Consider the following 16,325-nt stretch of genomic DNA (forward strand, 5'->3'; position numbering starts at 1 on the left):
GACTTTTTATCAAGATCGGACGACCCCGCAAATCCTCCACCCGCTTAAAAGTACACTCTGACCCTGAGGTTTCCGCGAGAAGGTCTGACTCTTGATTCCCCGTACGTTCTCTATGGCGATCGACTCGATAGTCATCTTCCTTGCCCCTAGCCGTTAAGTGAGTCTACCCTGATTCTGGCGTGCCTTTAAATTTCTGAGTTATCCATTGTTTCCGCAATTATCCTAGGAGTTAGATTCGTTAAATCAGTATTTCGCAAAGAAACTCTGTTCCAGACAAATATCATATTGTCAGCGGTTAGCGGAATCCGCGGAGCCATTTTCGCAAGAGCGCTTAATAAATCAAACCTATTGATCCTGATCAACTTACGAGCCGCGTCTGTGTTTGACTCCAAGAAAACGCAAATACTATTACTTAACGGAGTTGTTATTCTCATACGAAGGACGGAATGAATCAGCGCATCCCACTTCCTTGATTTGTAGTGCTTATAAGCAAGATCGTCAAATATCTTCCGCATGCTCCATTCAGCTGTTTCGAGCGTGGCCAGAACTCCATTTAGACCCCTACTTAAGTCATCCGAATTAATCCAATCGGCCTTGCGCTTGTAGCGAAGATCATGCTCCACCTCGTGCCAACCCTCGGAGAGAATGGTGCGAATTTGCACCTCAAAGGCTCGATCTATGGGAAATTCAACCGTCGGTGAGCCAATATCTCGGTAATATTCCTCTGCCAGCCGGAAGACGAGGTTGTACCGCGAAACAGAAAACACGGTGTCAACCGGCTTATCGATGGTTGACGAAGCATCATCGCATTGATAACGACGACGTAACACCGCGTCCGCAACCTCCACATCCTCTTGAAAGTAGAGAACAACCCTGATGCCTATTGCATCCTGAATAAGCTTTCCTGTTGGAGAATATTTGTCTAGTGAACCCAATTTCGACCTTAGCGAGGCAGCCGACTTTCCCCTACCAAATACGCGACAAAGCAAACCAATAGACGTGAGCTCTTGATCAATCTCTTTCCGGATGTAGTCAGCAACACGTATGAATGCTGAAACCTCATTCATGCCAACTCCCGGAATAGTTCATACGCCTTGTCAATGTTCTCTAGATTGACTGCAAATAAATGAGACCTACTCATCTCCGCCAGAATACCTGCCTTAGTCAACCTTTCCACAGCACTGAAAAGCTCAACAGATGTAAACTCATCAGAGTTTTGGCACAAATATTTCATGGGCTTGTAAATTGGTCTAGTTGGTTTCTGGTCAATGGGATCACCCGCTGGCCAGAATCTCTTAAGAATAGAAATTTCTGCAACCTTATGTCGATCAGGTGCAATGACCTCCTCATCCCGCACGATCGAGTTATCCAATCGAGAATTAATATCGGGCCAACTTCCGCCCCCTAGAATATAAACCGGCCCGCCAAAACTTTTCCCGACAACTTCACAGTCAAAGAATTTACAGTTAAGGAACGTAACCTGATCAAGACCGGAGGCTATAAAATTGCAGTTCTTAAATATCGAATCGCTAAACTGAAAAGATTTGAGACCTACGGAGCCAATAGAAATGGAAAACAGCTCCAAGCCTTCTACGGAATCGTTGATTAGGTCGCTTGGCATTTGACCGATCAAATCGGTCGAAATCTCGATTTTTGCGAGAGTATCCAGAAACGGCAGGGAGGCCCGTAGTCCATCGTAGAGGCACTTCCTAGATGCATTGGCTCGTGGGGCATAAGACTTAACCGCCGGCTCGATGAATCGCGGGTCATCTCCTAGCCACTCGGGATCGGCCAAAATGCTCTCAGCCACATAGTTGCCTAGAGCAAACTCGTTTACAAAGCCAATTTTAGTAGAATCCGCAACACTTCTATCCAGAAGCGCATGACTCGCAAGTTTATTGGCGACTTCCTCCCTCGTTGGCTTATCGCTAATTGAGTATTGATTTCTCGACGCCTCTATTTCCTTTGAGCAATTTTCGAGAACTACTTTAATAATGTAATCACGCTCTTCGGCAGTGTAGCCGTTTCGGACCATATCCTCAGAAATTCTACGCAGAACGCCCCCCTGCATTTCGACCGTCATTCTAAGATCTTGGCGCTCCCTCTCCCGATCGAGCATATATTCAAAATAACTCTGAACTATACGCTCGGGATTACTCGAAGCCTGTGCAAATGATTCCTCATCGATGCATCTTAGATATGAAAGTAGTACGGGGTTTGCCATGGCCTCGATATCTAGTCCAGCTTGCCTCAGCGACTCTACCCTTTCGTACGGAAGCCAATCATTTATCTTTGGCTCTTGAATCCTAATTCTTACGACCGAGAAGTCATTTATGTGGCGCTCGAGCCACTGGTGAAATTCGTCACCATCAAATAAGACTGTTCTACGTGTTGTTATGATTATTTTTGCCTTACCTGTAAGAAGCTCACTTACAGTCTCTAGCATAGGTTCTTTATTATCAAAATCTTCGCTATCCTCTCCTTTTCTGAGCAACTCGTCAAAGCCATCTAAGATTACTGATATCCTTCCGTTCTTTATTTCCGTTTGTACCAATTTCGAGCTTAGAAGCGGAAACGTTCTATCGATTTCGTCAAGTAAAATATAGCGAAAAATTCGGGCTTGACGATTTCTTGAAAGTTCCGCGTATAAGGGAAGGCGTTTAGCAGTACAAGTGAGAAGCTGAGAAATCTCTTGAGCAGTGCAGGTTTTTCCGAAGCCTGCAGCCGCTTCTATAAGAAATAGGACGGGGTGATCCGTATCCATTCGGGATAACACCTCCTCAGGAGCCGTCTTCTCCCCGGCCAGTCCGTCGATTTGGTAAGGTGCTTTGATATATTCGTACGTAGCCTTATCGCCATATGGCTTAACTAACGTCGCCGTGAACCTTGTATATTCGTCGATAAGCCGTGCGCGCGTGGACTCGACCGAGAAGAAGCCATTGAAGAGCTCTTCCTCTGCCTGTTTTGGAGTTGTGGCATTCCTTATCGTGCACGCGTAGCCGCTGGCAGAAAATTCCGCAAAAAGATCGTCCGCCTGAAAATTTGGATTAAGCTTAATTATCTCTGCGTTATCGAAATAGCCCGTCTTCAGAGTAAAGACCAAAGCTTCGTCGTTGGCAGTCCTACGTTGGAGGGTAAATCCATATCGCTGGTATGCCTTGATCAGTTCATCATTCTTTTTCACACTTTTCCACCCGACGGTACTTACATTGAGTTCTCGAGAGCTGGCGAACGGATAAATTTTAATTACCCACAAGTTCGGCCATACCAAAACCTGTTCCGCAAAAAAATACTCTGTCAGTCCGTCGTCATACCGACAACGCCGTGATGCAGCCTACCCCCGGCCGCCTCACCCGCCTAGTCAGCACAACTTGCATAAGGCATCTGCTCCCCAGGAACCACAGGACACAGCTTGATAGGCTGCAGGTGTTGGAATCGGGCTCGCCATGTCGCCTCGTCCAACGCGATAGGCTGCGCCGACGCCGGGCCGCGTACCGCCCACTGAATGCTGTAATCGTCGTTGCTGCCTCTGATTTCCAGAATCAGCGTGGACTCGCTGTGGGTGGAACCATCGGCCGTGACGGCGCCGCAGCTGGCTACCATGGCGTAACCGTAGGCGCCGCCAAGCTGGACCTCGCCTAGATTGAGGTCGCTAAAGGATGTAGGGCAGGCTGAGTGGAAGCGCTTGGCCAGATCGGCCGCCAGAAACTGCGGCGTGATGTTGAGCCGGGAGGCCAGACCCTTGGCACCGGTGACGGTGATCATCTGCGTCCACTGCGCCGTGCTTTCGCCCTCGGGCACTGACTCATGGATGTAGGACGTGCCGCCGTTGTCGAGGTGTTCGAATACCGGCCGAAAATTGCTCGGCGGGCTGATAAGCACCAGCTGGCTGAAGATTGGCGCGATCTGTTTCAGCGAACCGTGGGTTTGAGCGTACTTATTCAGTTGATCCGACGACGCGGGCCGCCACGGCGATGACTGCGCCGATACCCAACCACCCACCGTCAACGACCCTATGCACAGCATGCCCGCTGCAAGCCACGCCACCGTTTTCATGTGCTCTCCCCTGTGTTTGATACTCCGATATCACCGTGGTTACGCTCCACCCCGGAGCGCAACCGCGTGTCCTTTCGATGGCCGAGCGTGGCTCAGACCATCGGCAACTTCAACCCCTGCTCTTTCGCACACTCGATCGCCTGGCTGCATCCGCATGAGAAAAAGAAACGGAGGGAATTAACCCAAATTAATTGCCTCCGTCCCCTTTTTCCCCCTTTTTCCCGTTCTGGACGATTTTCCTTTCCAATTACTCGGGACGCGCAGGTATGGCGCGAAGCTGATTCATAACCGTTGTGCCGAATGGCGTGAGCGTCCAGTAACTCCCTCGATCCTTCACACTCCGGCTCTTCGTGCTGTGGGTGATGTAGCCCAAAGCTAAAAACTGAACAACGATTGTTTCTAGGTCAGTGCGCGAAACTTTTATATCGTTCCTACTCGATATCTTTTGCCCAGCGTGTTCTTCATCCAATGGAGCGGATTCATCGCTATCGTCGAAGGCTGTCAGCACCCGATCTTTTATTTCGCTTGCAAGTCGAGCATGAATCTGGTCGGTGGTCGCCTCGTGGAGTAGCAGAGGACTTACTGTGAAGAACAAATGGTTCCACGATACATGGACAGCTTCGCTCCATAAGTACTCGATGTGGCGTACGCCGTCCCACTTTCGGGTTTCAAAGTCAACATTTACACCAAATACCTCATCATTCTGAGCTAAGCCGGTCGCGCCTTTTGGAGGCTCTGTCCGAGACCTGTTTAACTCGCTCTCTAGCTCCTCAATACGCCTGCGTAGCTTCAACATCTCCGTTGTTGCGTCGGTTGTTGGTACTTTGTCGCCACGCACCCAGCCGACGCCAGGATGCTGCTTCTTTAGCGCGACGAGACTTCTGCTGACAACCGAACCGAGTTCATGTGCAGTCGTCCACGACTTACACATCCTCTTTTGTACCAATTCGCGAAAAACAGCGAGCTTCTCCTTGCCCTCATCTGTTGCCTCACAGAGGCAAACAGGGATTTTTGTGGGGTCCCCGTGCAGAAAGGCAATTACCGGCTTTCCGACCTTTATTGCGTACCGGTACTCCATTTCAGTGAAGCTGTGACCATCTGGACCAATACTTCCGTACCGCCCGCCAACGACGACGATGTAATAGTCACAATCGTCGATAACTCCTTTTATAAGTGACCACTGATCTTCATTTGCGGCTGGAAACAGCTCCATGCCCGACGGGATGCAGTCGAGCTCTAACAGCGCGTGCATAATTTCCTGACGTTCTTGCTGCAAGTCTTGATAAGTCGAGCTAACAAAGACTTGATACTTTCGATCATCAGACGACATTGTTTGATCTCTGAACATTTGCCGTAGCTATGGCGAAAACCCGAATCCGACCGAGCCGATGAACAATTACTGTGATAGCAGGATGACTACCAACGACAATCTACTCAACTCATACCATCGGCAACTTCAACCCCTGCTCCTTCGCGCACTCAATCGCCTCCTCATACCCCGCATCCGCATGCCGCATCACGCCAGTCCCCGGATCGTTCCACAACACCCGCGCAATCCGCTTATCTGCTGCCTCGGTGCCGTCGCACACGATCACGATGCCGGAATGCTGCGAATACCCCATCCCCACACCACCACCATGATGCAACGACACCCACGTCGCCCCACCAGCGACGTTGAGCATGGCATTGAGCAATGGCCAGTCGCTGACGGCGTCGCTGCCGTCTTTCATCGCCTCCGTCTCGCGATTCGGTGAAGCAACGCTGCCGCTGTCGAGGTGATCGCGGCCTATGACCACCGGCGCTTTCAGCTCGCCGTTGCGCACCATTTCGTTGAAGGCGAGGCCGAGCTTGTCGCGCAGGCCCAGGCCGACCCAGCAGATGCGTGCGGGCAGTCCCTGGAAGCTGATGCGCTCCTTGGCCATGTCCAGCCAGTTGTGCAGGGCCTTGTCGTCGGGGATGAGTTCCTTGACCTTGGCGTCGGTCTTGTAGATGTCTTCCGGGTCGCCGCTGAGCGCGACCCAGCGGAACGGGCCGATGCCGCGGCAGAACAGCGGGCGCACGTAGGCCGGCACGAAACCGGGGAAGGCGAAGGCGTTGTCGCAGCCGACGTCCTTGGCCATCTGGCGGATGTTGTTGCCGTAGTCGAAGGTGGGGATGCCCTGCGCGTGGAAGGCGAGCATGGCCTCGACGTGGGTGCGCATGGACTGCTTGGCCGCGTCGCGCGTGCCTTCGGGGTCGGCCTTGCGGCGCTCCAGCCACTGCCCCACCGTCCAGCCCTGCGGCAGGTAGCCGTTGACCGGATCGTGCGCGCTGGTCTGGTCGGTGACGGCATCGGGGCGCACGCCGCGCCGGATCAGCTCGGGCAGGATGTCGGCCGCGTTGCCGAGCAGCGCGATGGATTTGGCTTCGCCCGCCTCGGTATATTTTTTGATGCGCGCCAGCGCGTCGTCCAGATCGCTGGCCTGCTCGTCGACGTAGCGCGTCTTGAGGCGGAAATCGATGCGGCTCTGCTGGCATTCGATATTGAGGCTGCACGCACCGGCGAGCGAGGCGGCCAGCGGCTGCGCCGCGCCCATGCCGCCGAGGCCGGCGGTGAGTATCCAGCGCCCTTTCAAATTGCCGCCGTAATGCTGGCGGCCCATTTCGACGAAGGTTTCGTAGGTGCCCTGGATGATGCCTTGCGAGCCGATGTAGATCCAGCTGCCGGCGGTCATCTGGCCGTACATCATCAGGCCTTTGCGATCGAGCTCGTTGAAGTGCTCCCAGTTGGCCCACGCCGGCACCAGGTTGGAGTTGGCGATCAGCACGCGCGGCGCATCGCTATGCGTGCGAAACACGCCGACCGGCTTGCCGGACTGCACCAGCAGGGTCTCGTCGTCGTTCAACTCGCGCAGCGCTTTGAGGATGGCGTCGAAGCACTCCCAGTTGCGCGCCGCCCGGCCGATGCCGCCGTACACCACCAGCTCGGCCGGGTTCTCGGCCACCTCGGGATCGAGGTTGTTCTGCAGCATGCGAAACGGCGCCTCGCTGAGCCAGCTCTTGCAGCTCAGCTCGGTGCCGCGCGGCGCGCGAACGGTGCGGGTGGTGTCGATACGGGTCGGTGCGGTCATGGCCACGGGCTCAGGTGGAGGAATCACCGGAGTATAGGTCAGCCGCGAGGGCGTGGCGGCGGGTGGCCGGGGCGGCGCATGGGCGCGCGCCCTGCCCCGGCGCGCGCAAAAAAAGAGGCCACGGCTTGGGGAACCGTGACCTCATCGGGTCGACACGTTGCACCTTGAAACGAGCGGAGGGGAACGCTCAGGCGCTTATTGTTAGTAGGCGACGCTTTCAACCACACCGCGATCAGAAGTCGTAGTTCACCCCGAAGCGCACGTAGCGCGGCGTGCTCCAGTACAGGACCCGGTCGTAGTTGGTGTTGAGGGCGGTCGAGCTGCCGTAGATGGCGTAGGTGGAGGTGGGCACGGACTCGTTGAGCAGGTTGTAGACCATCACGTTGAAGCCGAGCTTTTGGCCAGCCCACATCGGGCGGTATTCGGCGGACAGCGAGTAGATGTGCTGCCACGGCTGCCGGCCTGCCGCGCCCGGCGGCGACGCGACGCCGGCGCAGTAGTGGTAGTAGCTGCCGTAGCCGATGGGATTGGTTTGATCCGCACCGTAATAGCCCAAGCAGCTCTTGGGCGTGCCGGAGGCGATGAAGACGTTGCCCGAGATCATCCACTCCGGCGCGATCTGGTAGGAGCCGTAGAGCTTCAGCTGGTGCTTGCGATCGTTGGACAGCGTGCCGTTGGAGTTTTCCATCACCTGGCCGTAATCCCAGTCGACCGTGGCGGACACGTCGGACTGGCCGATATCCGAACGCACCTGGCCTTCGGTGTCGCCATAGCTGCGCGAAAAGACGTAGTCGATCTTGGCCTGCCACTTGCCGTCGAACGGATGCTCGAGGAAGGTTTCCAGACCGTAGTAGCTGCGCTTGGCCTGCGGATCGCCGAACTCGGCGGCGGACACGGTTACGTCGTTGTAGCCGCCGGCGGTGTTTTTCAGCACGTAGGTATTGCTGCGGCCCGGGTTGGACAAATAGCAGCCGTTCATGGCGCTGGTGTCGATGCTGTAGCCCAGCGACTCGGCCTTGGCGAGGATGGTGTCGGTATCGCAGATGTCGTCGAGGATATTGCGCAACTTGCGCACCTGCGCCTTCATGCCCCAGACGTAGTTCGGATCGATCTGCTGCGCAAAGCCGAGCAGAAATTCGTCCTGATACTCGGACTTGATGTTGGCCGAGGCCACGGTCTTGGCGTCCGGCGACTGGCCGTATTCGTTATTGGCCGATACCGCGCCGCCGGTGGACGAGGCCAGCTGGGTCAGGCCGGTCGGGTAGCCGTTGGCGTCGATGCCGGTGTAGGTGTAGTACTCGTTGGTGTACAGCGAACCGGCCGCCGCGCGCAGCGCCACCGAGGCCGGCATGGCCAGGTAGTAGCGGCCCGCGTTGCCGTAGACCTTGAGCGAGGAGTCGCCGTTGACGTCCCAGGCGAAGCCCAGGCGTGGCGCCCACTGTGGCTTGGTCACGCGCAGAAACGCTTCGCCGTTCGGGTTGTAGTTGGTGAACTGGTCGTTGCGCAGGCCGAGCTTGAGCAGCCAGCGATCGTCGACCTGCCAGCTGTCTTCCACATACTGCGCGCGCTGCTTGACGCGCACCGAGGCGGACGTGTTGTAGATGTACTTGGACACGTAGTAACCCGTCTCGCCACCGGCGCCGGTCGACGGTGCCGCAACGTAAGGGCTCTCGCTGATGGCGGTGTTGGGGTCGCCGTAGCCGTAGATCCACTGGGTCGAGGTGGTGCCGTCGTCGATGTCGTGCGAGTTGAGGTTGTCGATACCCGCGGTGATGGTGTGGTTGCCCAACTTGTACGCCAGATCGAGGCGCAGGTTGTTGGTGGTGGCGGTGTGGTTGGGGTTGTCCTGCGAGGAGACGGTCTGCGCGTTGGTGATGGCGCTGCCGCCGGTGATATCCGGGTTTTCGTTTTCCGAGCTGCCGATATAGGTGAGGTCGCTGGATGACCCGGGCGTTTCGTTGTAGTACGTCATCTTCTGCTTGCCGTAGAGCGCGGTCAGCGTCAGATCGTCGGTGATGTAGCTGGTGTACTTGGCGATGTAGACCTGGGCGTTGTTCTTGATCGAGGTGTCGTAGCTGTTCAGCGCACCGGTTTTGCCGGTGGCGTAGTCGTAGGTGTACTCGTTGCCCTGGTACGAGTGCGTGGTCGACGCGCCGGTGAGCTCGAGGATATTGCTGTCGTTGATGTTCCAGTCGATTTTCGTGTACCACTTCGGGTTGTGGTATTCGTAATTCGTGTTGTACGACGCGGTGGTGCTGCCGATGCTGTTGCCCGACTGTTTCTGCCCTTCGACCGCGGCGAAGAAGAACAGCTTGTCCTTGATCAGCGGGCCGCCGATGTACGCGCTCTCGGTGGCCAGCCACGACTTGTCGTCCGAATTGCGGCGGTAGATCTGGCCGTCTTTGGAGCCGGTGACGTAGTAGGTGTCGGGCGTGGTTTCGTTGGCGAAGGCCGGCGTCCACTGCACCTGGGCACCGAAGTGCCAGTCGTTGGTGCCGCGCTTGCCGTTCTGGCTGATCACGCCGCCGTCGGAGCGACCGAACGCGGCGCCGTAGCCGCCGCTGAGAATTTCTTCCTGATCGATGGCGCCGTACGGCAGGCTGATGCCGGAAAAGCCGCTGAGCGGATCGGTGGTGTTGAACCCGTTGAGGTAATACGCGTTCTCGGTAACCGACGAGCCGGCGAAGGAGACCAGCGAACCGCCCGTGGTGGCGCCGGTGAAACCGCTGTAGCCGGGCACCACGCCGGGCGCGAGCAAGGCGATGGCTTCGGCGCTGCGCGCCAGCGGCAGCTTGGCGAGCTCCTGCGCGGTGATCACGGTGCGCGCGTCCACGCTGGTGACGTCGATGGGTGGCAGCGCATTGGCCGACACGCTGACGGTGCCCAGGCTCTTGGCCGCCACGGTGGCGAACGACACTTCGGTACCCGCACCGACCTGCAGGCTCACGTCGGTGCGCGAGTCGATCACGGCGCCGTCTTTCACCAGTGACACCGTATAGCTGCCCAGGGGCAGCGAACCGATGGCGTAACGGCCGTTCGCATCGACCGGCACGTCGCGGCTGATACCGGTGGAGCCTTTGACCTGCACCGACTCGCCCGCGGCGACCGGGGCCTGGCCGAAAATGCTGCCGGTGGTGGACTGTGCCAGCGCGCCGGTGCTGCCGACGGCCAGGGCCAGCGCCAGACTGAGTCGGCTCAGATGCATCGTTTGCAATCTATGTTTAAGCACAGCGAAGAACTCCTCGATAGTGGGTGGGCAGCAGTACATCGCCGCGCCGCGGACGATGCGGCGCTCCCGCGACCTGCCTGGGGCAGTGAGGGAAAAAGAGAAAAAAGGTGTCCCAGCGACGATCTATCAAAGGAGAAGCGACACTTCCCCGGCCTGCTAGCGGTATCGACGCAACTTCAATTTAACGTTACATCGGTGTGAAAGAGTGGCCAAAACTAGGCCGACACTTGATCGTTTCTTGGACGTCTAGACGTCCGTGGCCTCGTGCCGCGGCGGACCGAATATCGCGCTTTGGCGATATTCGCGCGGCGAGGCGCCGAATGCCCGACGAAAACAGCGGCTGAAGTGCGCCATGTCGCTGAAGCCCCAGCCGTAGGCGATGCGGGCGATGCTCTTGCGGCGCAATGTGGGATCTTCGAGCTCGCGTGCGCAGCGCAGCAGCCGTTCGCTACGCACCCAGCGCATCAGGGTGACCTGCTCTTCGGCAAACAGCTCGAACAGATACGCGGTGGAAAGGCCCACGCCCCGCCCGATGTGATCGGCACACAGCGCGGGGTCGCCCAGGTTGTCCAGCACGAAGCGCCGCACCAGCTGCTTGTGGTAGCTGCGCAACTGCGTGGGCGAGGCGTTGTCGCACGACTGACTGCTTTGCAATGCCGCGGCCAGCATGTGCGGTATCGCATCGAGCAGGCAGCCGGCCACCGGCTCGGTGAGCTGCGCCGCGCGCGCAAAAATCTCTTCGTACAGCGCGCGCAAATAGCCCACGGCACTGTCCCGGCCCTGCAGCACGATGACCGGGCTGCGCTCGACCTGCGGCAGCACCTCGTGCAGCACGGCGATCGGCAGATAGATGGTCTGCACCGTGGACCGGCCCGTTTCCAGTCGAAACGAGCGCGACAGGTCCAGCAGGCAGAAATCGCCGGCGGTGATGGTATGGCGGCGCCCCAGCTGCTCGATCGACGACTGGCCTTCCAACTGCAGGCTGAGCAGGGTCGAACGACGGTGCGGCAGCGCGATGCTGTCGCCGGTGAGCACGTGCGGTGCGTGCCGAAAGGTGGCCATGCGCAGCCGCTCGCCGGCGTAGCCGTCGAGCACCGTGCTGGCGCTGCCTTCCGCCGGCCGCGTCTGCCGCAGCTGCATCCAGAAATGTTCGGCCGCGCGCCGATTGGCGTTCGCGTTCGTGTGGTGATTCAGAAGCACGGCACTCATCGCCGCGCTCACGAGCCGGACGCCGGCGGTGGTGGCGGAGGATTGTCGAGACCCGGCGGCGGCCCCGGCGGCAGGCCGGGTGGACGTTTGAAGCCTTTCGCGTCCATGCACTTGGCCATCAACGCAAAAGCGACCGGATGCTGCGGCGAGCCGCCGAGCTGGCTTTCGCAGGCCTTGAGCGCGGCATCGAACAGGGGGTTGCGGCTGCGCCCGCACGGACACGCATCGGGCAGCGGTGGCGTTTGCGCGCAGACGACGGCCGCCAGTCCCAGAATGGCGACAAAAAACATCGACGGCATAAGCGTGGGTATTTTCATGGGAGAACCTGCATGGCAGTGGATGGACCGGCGTGAGCAATCCGGCGGGTCGAGGCGTCCAGGCCAGGAATGGCAGAGGCGCGCTCGCCGGTTGGCGGCGAGGGCCTCTGGCGTGAACTTACGACGCGCAGTTGCCGTGCGGTTGTCCGCGTGTGTCAGGTTTGTGTCGGCGTTTTGCCGGGTCGACATATGCCCCGTACACTGATCTGGTATTCAAGACCCACTGCGCCGACACGCCGACTGCCTGGTAATGGACCAACCTTCCCTGATTCTTGTCGTCGACGACGACCCCGAACTGTGCGGCCTGATGACCGGCTTTCTGCGCGAGCACGGCTATCGCGCGGAGGGTGCCGGCAATACGACGCAGATGTACGCGGCGATCGCACGCGAACGGCCGGACCTGGTGGTGCTGGACGTGATGATGCCCGGCGAGGACGGCCTGAGCGCCGCGCGGCGCCTCGCGCATGAACAGGGCCCGCCGGTGATCATGCTCAGCGCGCTCAGCGGCGATACCGACCGCATCATCGGTCTGGAGATGGGCGCCGACGATTACCTGGCCAAACCGTGCAACCCGCGCGAACTGCTGGCGCGCGTGCGCGCGGTACTGCGGCGAACCCACAGCAGCGAACCGGTGGTGACGGAAGACGCCCGCCCCTACCAGTTCGACGGCTGGCGGCTGGACGTGATGCGGCGCGACCTGCGCGATCCGACCGGCATCTTCATCAATCTGTCCGACGGCGAATTCGCGCTGCTGCGCAGCTTTGTCGAGCATCCGCAGCGCATTCTCAGCCGCGACCAGCTGCTCGATCTGGTGCATGGACGGCGCGCCGAGGTATTCGATCGCGCCATCGATACGCAGATAAGTCGGCTGCGCCGCAAACTAAATGACCGCTCGCAGGTCGAACTGATTCGCACCGTTCGCAACGAGGGTTACATGCTGGTTCCCAAGGTCTTTCGACTGTGACCCGCCTGCCGCGGCTTTCCATCTTCGCGCGCACGTTTCTTTTGATGCTTTGCGCCTTGGTGATTTCCGCGGCGATCGGTTTTGCCGTGCTGGTGCTGCAGCCGCCGGGACAAAATAGCGGTGTGCGCGTGATCGAACTGGTGTCGGCATTGCGCTTGGACCAGCAGCCGATCGGGCCGTTTGGCCCGCCGGGAACGGGACCGGCACCAAGCAACGGCCCCACGCCGGGCTCGGGGCCGGAACCCCACTCGGGGCCCGAACCGGGCATGCCGCGTTTCATGCCGCCTCCCGTCGATGTGGATATCAGCGTTTCCGCACAGGCGCCGAAGGGATTCAGCGGCTACGACGCGCGGGCATCGTCAAAGATGACAAAGCGACTGTCGTCGATGATGAATGTCTCCAGCGATGCGCTGCGCGTCTATATCGTCGATACGACGATGGATACGATGGCCGGCAGCAGCCCGCTGGACGCGGCGATCAAGGGCGGCTTTGTCATCGGCATACGGCAAACCGACGGCCTGTGGCGCATCGCGTCCAAGGCGCCGGAAACGTTTCCCAGCGTGTTTCAACAGGAGCTGCTGTGGCTGTTCGGCCTCGGGCTGCTGGTGCTGCTGCCGATCGCATGGCTGTTTGCGCGAACGCTGGCCGCGCCGATCCGCCAATTCGCCGACGCCGCCGAGCGGCTGGGCAGCGATACCAATGCGCCGCCGGTGCCGCGCAACGGCCCGCGCGAAATGCTGCGCGCGGTCGACTCGTTCAACGCGATGCAGGCGCGCATCAATCGCATGATGCAGGAACGCACGCACATGATCGGCGCGATCGCGCACGACCTGCGCACGCCGCTGGCGCGACTGTCGTTTCGGCTGGACGGCCTGCCCAGCCCGCTCGGTGAAAAGGTCGAAGCCGATATCCAGGAAATGAAAACCATGATCTCGGCAGCGCTGGATTTCATCCACGATCGCTCGCTGGGCCTGCACAAGCAGCGGCTGGATTTTCGCCTGCTGGTGGAGAGCGTAGCCGACGACCTGGTCGATGTCGGCCACGACGTGATCGTGCAGCCCGGGCCGGCGATTACGCTGGAAGGCGACCCGGTGGCGCTGCGCCGCGCGGTGGTGAACCTGGTCGAGAATGGACTGAAGTACGGCGAGCGCGTGCGCATGTATCCGCGCACGGTCGAGCACGAATGCGTGCTGGAGATCGACGACGATGGCCCGGGCATTCCCGATGCGTTGCAGCGGCAGGTGTTCGAACCGTTTTTCCGCATGGAAGCCTCACGCAACCGCGGCACCGGTGGCATCGGCCTGGGCCTGGCCACGGTGCGCGCGATCGTCTTCGATCACGGCGGCACGGTGGAACTGCGCAACCGCAAGGACGGCGGCCTGCGCGTGGTGATGGCGCTGCCGCTGGCGGCGGGGTGAGTCTGATTCTTCGGAAAAGTGCCCACGGCGCTTAGTGACGACAGCTCGGCAACCCGGTCAGCCATGCCGTGGCCGCATCCATCACGCTGTCGGTGCCGGCATCGGGGAGCGTCGCCACCGCCTGATCGGGCTCGAGTTTGCCGCCGTAGGCTTTGCCGTTGCGATCGAGATCAACCGACCGTGTCAGCACCAAGAGGCTGCCATCAGCCAACGGATAAACGACGTTGCCGGTACTGAGGCCGTACGTGGCACTGCCGAAGGAGCGCGTGGCCGGCCGCCCGCGAAAGGCGATCGCGACGACCTCGCCGGAGCTGGCCGTTTTGGGGCCGGTAAGTACGGCCACCGCTTTTTGTGAAAGATCGGGACCGTGCGGATCGGACGCGTCCAGGCCCTGGCCGACCGACGGCCGCTGTACTTTGCCGTGAGCATCACGAAAGCCGATACCCAGCGTGTTGCCCAGCAAGGGACGCAGGCCACCCAGCATCGGCACCATGCTGCCGCCGGTGTTCTGGCGCAGGTCGACGATCCAACCGCAGCGCGCCTCGGGCGCGATACCCGTAATCGCGTCGACCATGCGTGTCACGAAGGCATCGTGCGCGTGAGGGTCGAAACCCGTGTATCCCGGCACGTCGATATAGCCGATACCGCCACTGTGAAGTGCCACGACGGGCTCGGTCGACAATGTCACGCTGCTGGCTTCGTTCGCCGCGTGTGCGGGCTCCATCAGAAAGCTGTGGTGATCGTTCAAGCGCTTGAGCAGCTCGCGGATGGCCGGATACACGTCGCGTGCCACTACCGCATCCGACGCCATAGCGCGAATCTGCGGCTCGACCACGGTCCAGTCCAGTTCCGCGCTGTGCAAGGCATGCGCACGCACCAGCGCGATCGCCTGATCGAGCACCTTCTGCGGCGGCACCTCGACCACGGGCTCGCCGGTGACCAGTCGTACCTGTGAGGCGGTGACATCGCCTTTGCCTTTGAGAATAAGGCCGAACACCAGGCGCGAGGCTTCTTTCGGCACGTCGATGGTGGCCTGACGAAACGAACGGCCGACCTGCCCATTGACCGTACTGGTGAAGAGAAGCGAGTTGCCGAAGGCGAGCGAGGCACGTGTGTGGTCAGGTCCGTCGGCGCGCAACCAGAGCTGCGCACCCTGCACGGCATCACGCACACTCAACGTGGCGGAAAGGGTGATTCGATGCCCTCGAAACGCGGCGGCATCGATGTTCTGCGAGACACTGCCGAAGGGATGATCATCGACCCGCGCCGCGGTGATCTGCAGCGTGGCGCCGGCGGCACTCAGCGGATCGCCCTGCCCTGTGGCGTGGTAGGCCGACAGCGGGCTGCGGTCCATCGGCGTCCATGTCCTGTCTTGCTGTTGTGCAAAAGCGGCTGCCGCGCCCAGTGCGAAAAGGCCAACGATCAATAAACACCTGCGCATGACATTCCTTTGCTATTCAATGAGGGCGATGGTTTTGCCGTTCCGCACATCGGATTTTCTGGAACCGCCGGCATGATAAACCTGCGCGCGAGGCCATGGGCCAGGAGCCGATCATGCACGAACCTTCCGCACCGCCAACAGGCGGCTGAGCGATGCTGTGGGCCGGCGGGTATCCGATGATGCTGAGCGAATCGCTGCGGCTGCCGCCGATTTTTCCGGTAAGCGCGGATGCGTTCGCACTGCGGCGGCATGCGCACGGCTTTTTTGCGCTGCTGACGTTTCCGGCGCCTGTGGGCGCCGCGCTGTATCACGGGTTGATTCGCCGCGACGGCGTGCTGTTGAGCATGGCGGGGCAACGCGCTCCGTAGTGATCGGTACGCTGCCCGTGGGGCGTCGATCCAACGATTATTGTTTCGGCTCGTCATTCCAGCGCAAGCTGGAACCCAGTGACTTGGCGACATGACGGTCGCTGAGTGCTGGCGTTCGCCGGGATGACGGGTGCGGGCCGCGGCGTGGCTCGGCATTTCAACTATTGAAGTGTGAGCTGCAACCAAGGCACATGAACACCCATGTCCGAAAAC

General features: G+C 59.5%; 12 protein-coding genes. 3 read left to right on the forward strand and 9 right to left on the reverse strand.

Features of this window, described 5'->3' with window-relative positions; genetic code table 11:
- Positions 1-185 precede the first annotated feature (185 nt).
- From HDE78_RS02990 to HDE78_RS03025, 8 genes are all read right to left on the reverse strand, one after another.
- On the reverse strand, positions 186-1,067 hold the full coding sequence (locus tag HDE78_RS02990) for a RelA/SpoT protein (protein WP_179477004.1): 882 nt from the start codon (positions 1,065-1,067) through the stop codon (positions 186-188).
- Entirely contained in the window at positions 1,064-3,184 is a 2,121-nt protein-coding gene (locus HDE78_RS02995; RefSeq protein WP_179477005.1) for a hypothetical protein, read from the reverse strand. The genes HDE78_RS02990 and HDE78_RS02995 overlap by 4 nt, the downstream gene beginning before the upstream one ends.
- A 173-nt stretch (positions 3,185-3,357) precedes the next feature.
- Positions 3,358-4,056, reverse strand: coding sequence for a hypothetical protein (locus tag HDE78_RS03000; protein WP_179477006.1), 699 nt, complete (start codon positions 4,054-4,056; stop codon positions 3,358-3,360).
- Between the two features lie 247 nt (positions 4,057-4,303).
- Positions 4,304-5,386 (reverse strand): DUF4062 domain-containing protein, encoded by a 1,083-nt coding sequence (locus HDE78_RS03005; protein WP_179477007.1) that lies wholly within the window; start codon positions 5,384-5,386, stop codon positions 4,304-4,306.
- Between the two features lie 109 nt (positions 5,387-5,495).
- Complete coding sequence (gene hutU / locus HDE78_RS03010; RefSeq protein ID WP_179477008.1) at positions 5,496-7,166, reverse strand: urocanate hydratase; 1,671 nt, start codon at positions 7,164-7,166, stop codon at positions 5,496-5,498.
- Between the two features lie 232 nt (positions 7,167-7,398).
- Positions 7,399-10,371, reverse strand: a complete 2,973-nt coding sequence (locus HDE78_RS03015) for a TonB-dependent receptor (RefSeq protein WP_179477009.1) — start codon at positions 10,369-10,371, stop codon at positions 7,399-7,401.
- Between the two features lie 270 nt (positions 10,372-10,641).
- A complete protein-coding gene (locus HDE78_RS03020; protein WP_179477010.1) occupies positions 10,642-11,604 on the reverse strand; it encodes a helix-turn-helix domain-containing protein in 963 nt (320 codons plus the stop codon).
- Positions 11,605-11,612: 8 nt separating this feature from the next.
- Complete coding sequence (locus HDE78_RS03025) at positions 11,613-11,921, reverse strand: hypothetical protein (RefSeq protein ID WP_179477011.1); 309 nt, start codon at positions 11,919-11,921, stop codon at positions 11,613-11,615.
- A gap of 250 nt (positions 11,922-12,171) precedes the next feature.
- Between HDE78_RS03025 and HDE78_RS03030 the strand changes: the two genes are divergently transcribed.
- Together HDE78_RS03030 and HDE78_RS03035 are read left to right on the forward strand one after the other, a co-directional pair.
- On the forward strand, positions 12,172-12,885 hold the full coding sequence (locus HDE78_RS03030; protein WP_179477012.1) for a response regulator: 714 nt from the start codon (positions 12,172-12,174) through the stop codon (positions 12,883-12,885).
- Positions 12,882-14,303, forward strand: coding sequence for an ATP-binding protein (locus tag HDE78_RS03035; RefSeq protein WP_343205643.1), 1,422 nt, complete (start codon positions 12,882-12,884; stop codon positions 14,301-14,303). Before HDE78_RS03030 ends, HDE78_RS03035 begins: the two co-directional genes overlap by 4 nt.
- A gap of 31 nt (positions 14,304-14,334) precedes the next feature.
- On the opposite strand, the gene HDE78_RS20975 is transcribed toward HDE78_RS03035, so the two are convergent.
- The gene (locus tag HDE78_RS20975) at positions 14,335-15,657 is read right to left on the reverse strand and encodes a S41 family peptidase (RefSeq protein WP_179477013.1); all 1,323 of its coding nucleotides are present in this window, start codon (positions 15,655-15,657) and stop codon (positions 14,335-14,337) included.
- Between the two features lie 239 nt (positions 15,658-15,896).
- Here HDE78_RS20975 and HDE78_RS03045 point away from each other — a divergent pair, with 239 nt between their 5' ends.
- A complete protein-coding gene (locus HDE78_RS03045; RefSeq protein ID WP_179477014.1) occupies positions 15,897-16,112 on the forward strand; it encodes a hypothetical protein in 216 nt (71 codons plus the stop codon).
- Positions 16,113-16,325 lie beyond the last annotated feature (213 nt).

The organism is Rhodanobacter sp. K2T2 (assembly GCF_013408815.1).
Classification (GTDB): Bacteria; Pseudomonadota; Gammaproteobacteria; order Xanthomonadales; family Rhodanobacteraceae; genus Rhodanobacter.

What these genes read in the sequence shown, in the direction of transcription:
- HDE78_RS02990 (WP_179477004.1), bottom strand. Translation starts at nt 1,067, where the DNA reads ATGAATGAGGTTTCAGCATTCATACGTGTTGCTGACTACATCCGGAAA.
- HDE78_RS03000 (WP_179477006.1), bottom strand. Translation starts at nt 4,056, where the DNA reads ATGAAAACGGTGGCGTGGCTTGCAGCGGGCATGCTGTGCATAGGGTCG.
- HDE78_RS03005 (WP_179477007.1), bottom strand. Translation starts at nt 5,386, where the DNA reads ATGTCGTCTGATGATCGAAAGTATCAAGTCTTTGTTAGCTCGACTTAT.
- hutU (WP_179477008.1), bottom strand. Translation starts at nt 7,166, where the DNA reads ATGACCGCACCGACCCGTATCGACACCACCCGCACCGTTCGCGCGCCG.
- HDE78_RS03015 (WP_179477009.1), bottom strand. Translation starts at nt 10,371, where the DNA reads ATGCATCTGAGCCGACTCAGTCTGGCGCTGGCCCTGGCCGTCGGCAGC.
- HDE78_RS03020 (WP_179477010.1), bottom strand. Translation starts at nt 11,604, where the DNA reads ATGAGTGCCGTGCTTCTGAATCACCACACGAACGCGAACGCCAATCGG.
- HDE78_RS03025 (WP_179477011.1), bottom strand. Translation starts at nt 11,921, where the DNA reads ATGAAAATACCCACGCTTATGCCGTCGATGTTTTTTGTCGCCATTCTG.
- HDE78_RS03030 (WP_179477012.1), top strand. Translation starts at nt 12,172, where the DNA reads ATGGACCAACCTTCCCTGATTCTTGTCGTCGACGACGACCCCGAACTG.
- HDE78_RS20975 (WP_179477013.1), bottom strand. Translation starts at nt 15,657, where the DNA reads ATGGACCGCAGCCCGCTGTCGGCCTACCACGCCACAGGGCAGGGCGAT.
- HDE78_RS03045 (WP_179477014.1), top strand. Translation starts at nt 15,897, where the DNA reads ATGCTGTGGGCCGGCGGGTATCCGATGATGCTGAGCGAATCGCTGCGG.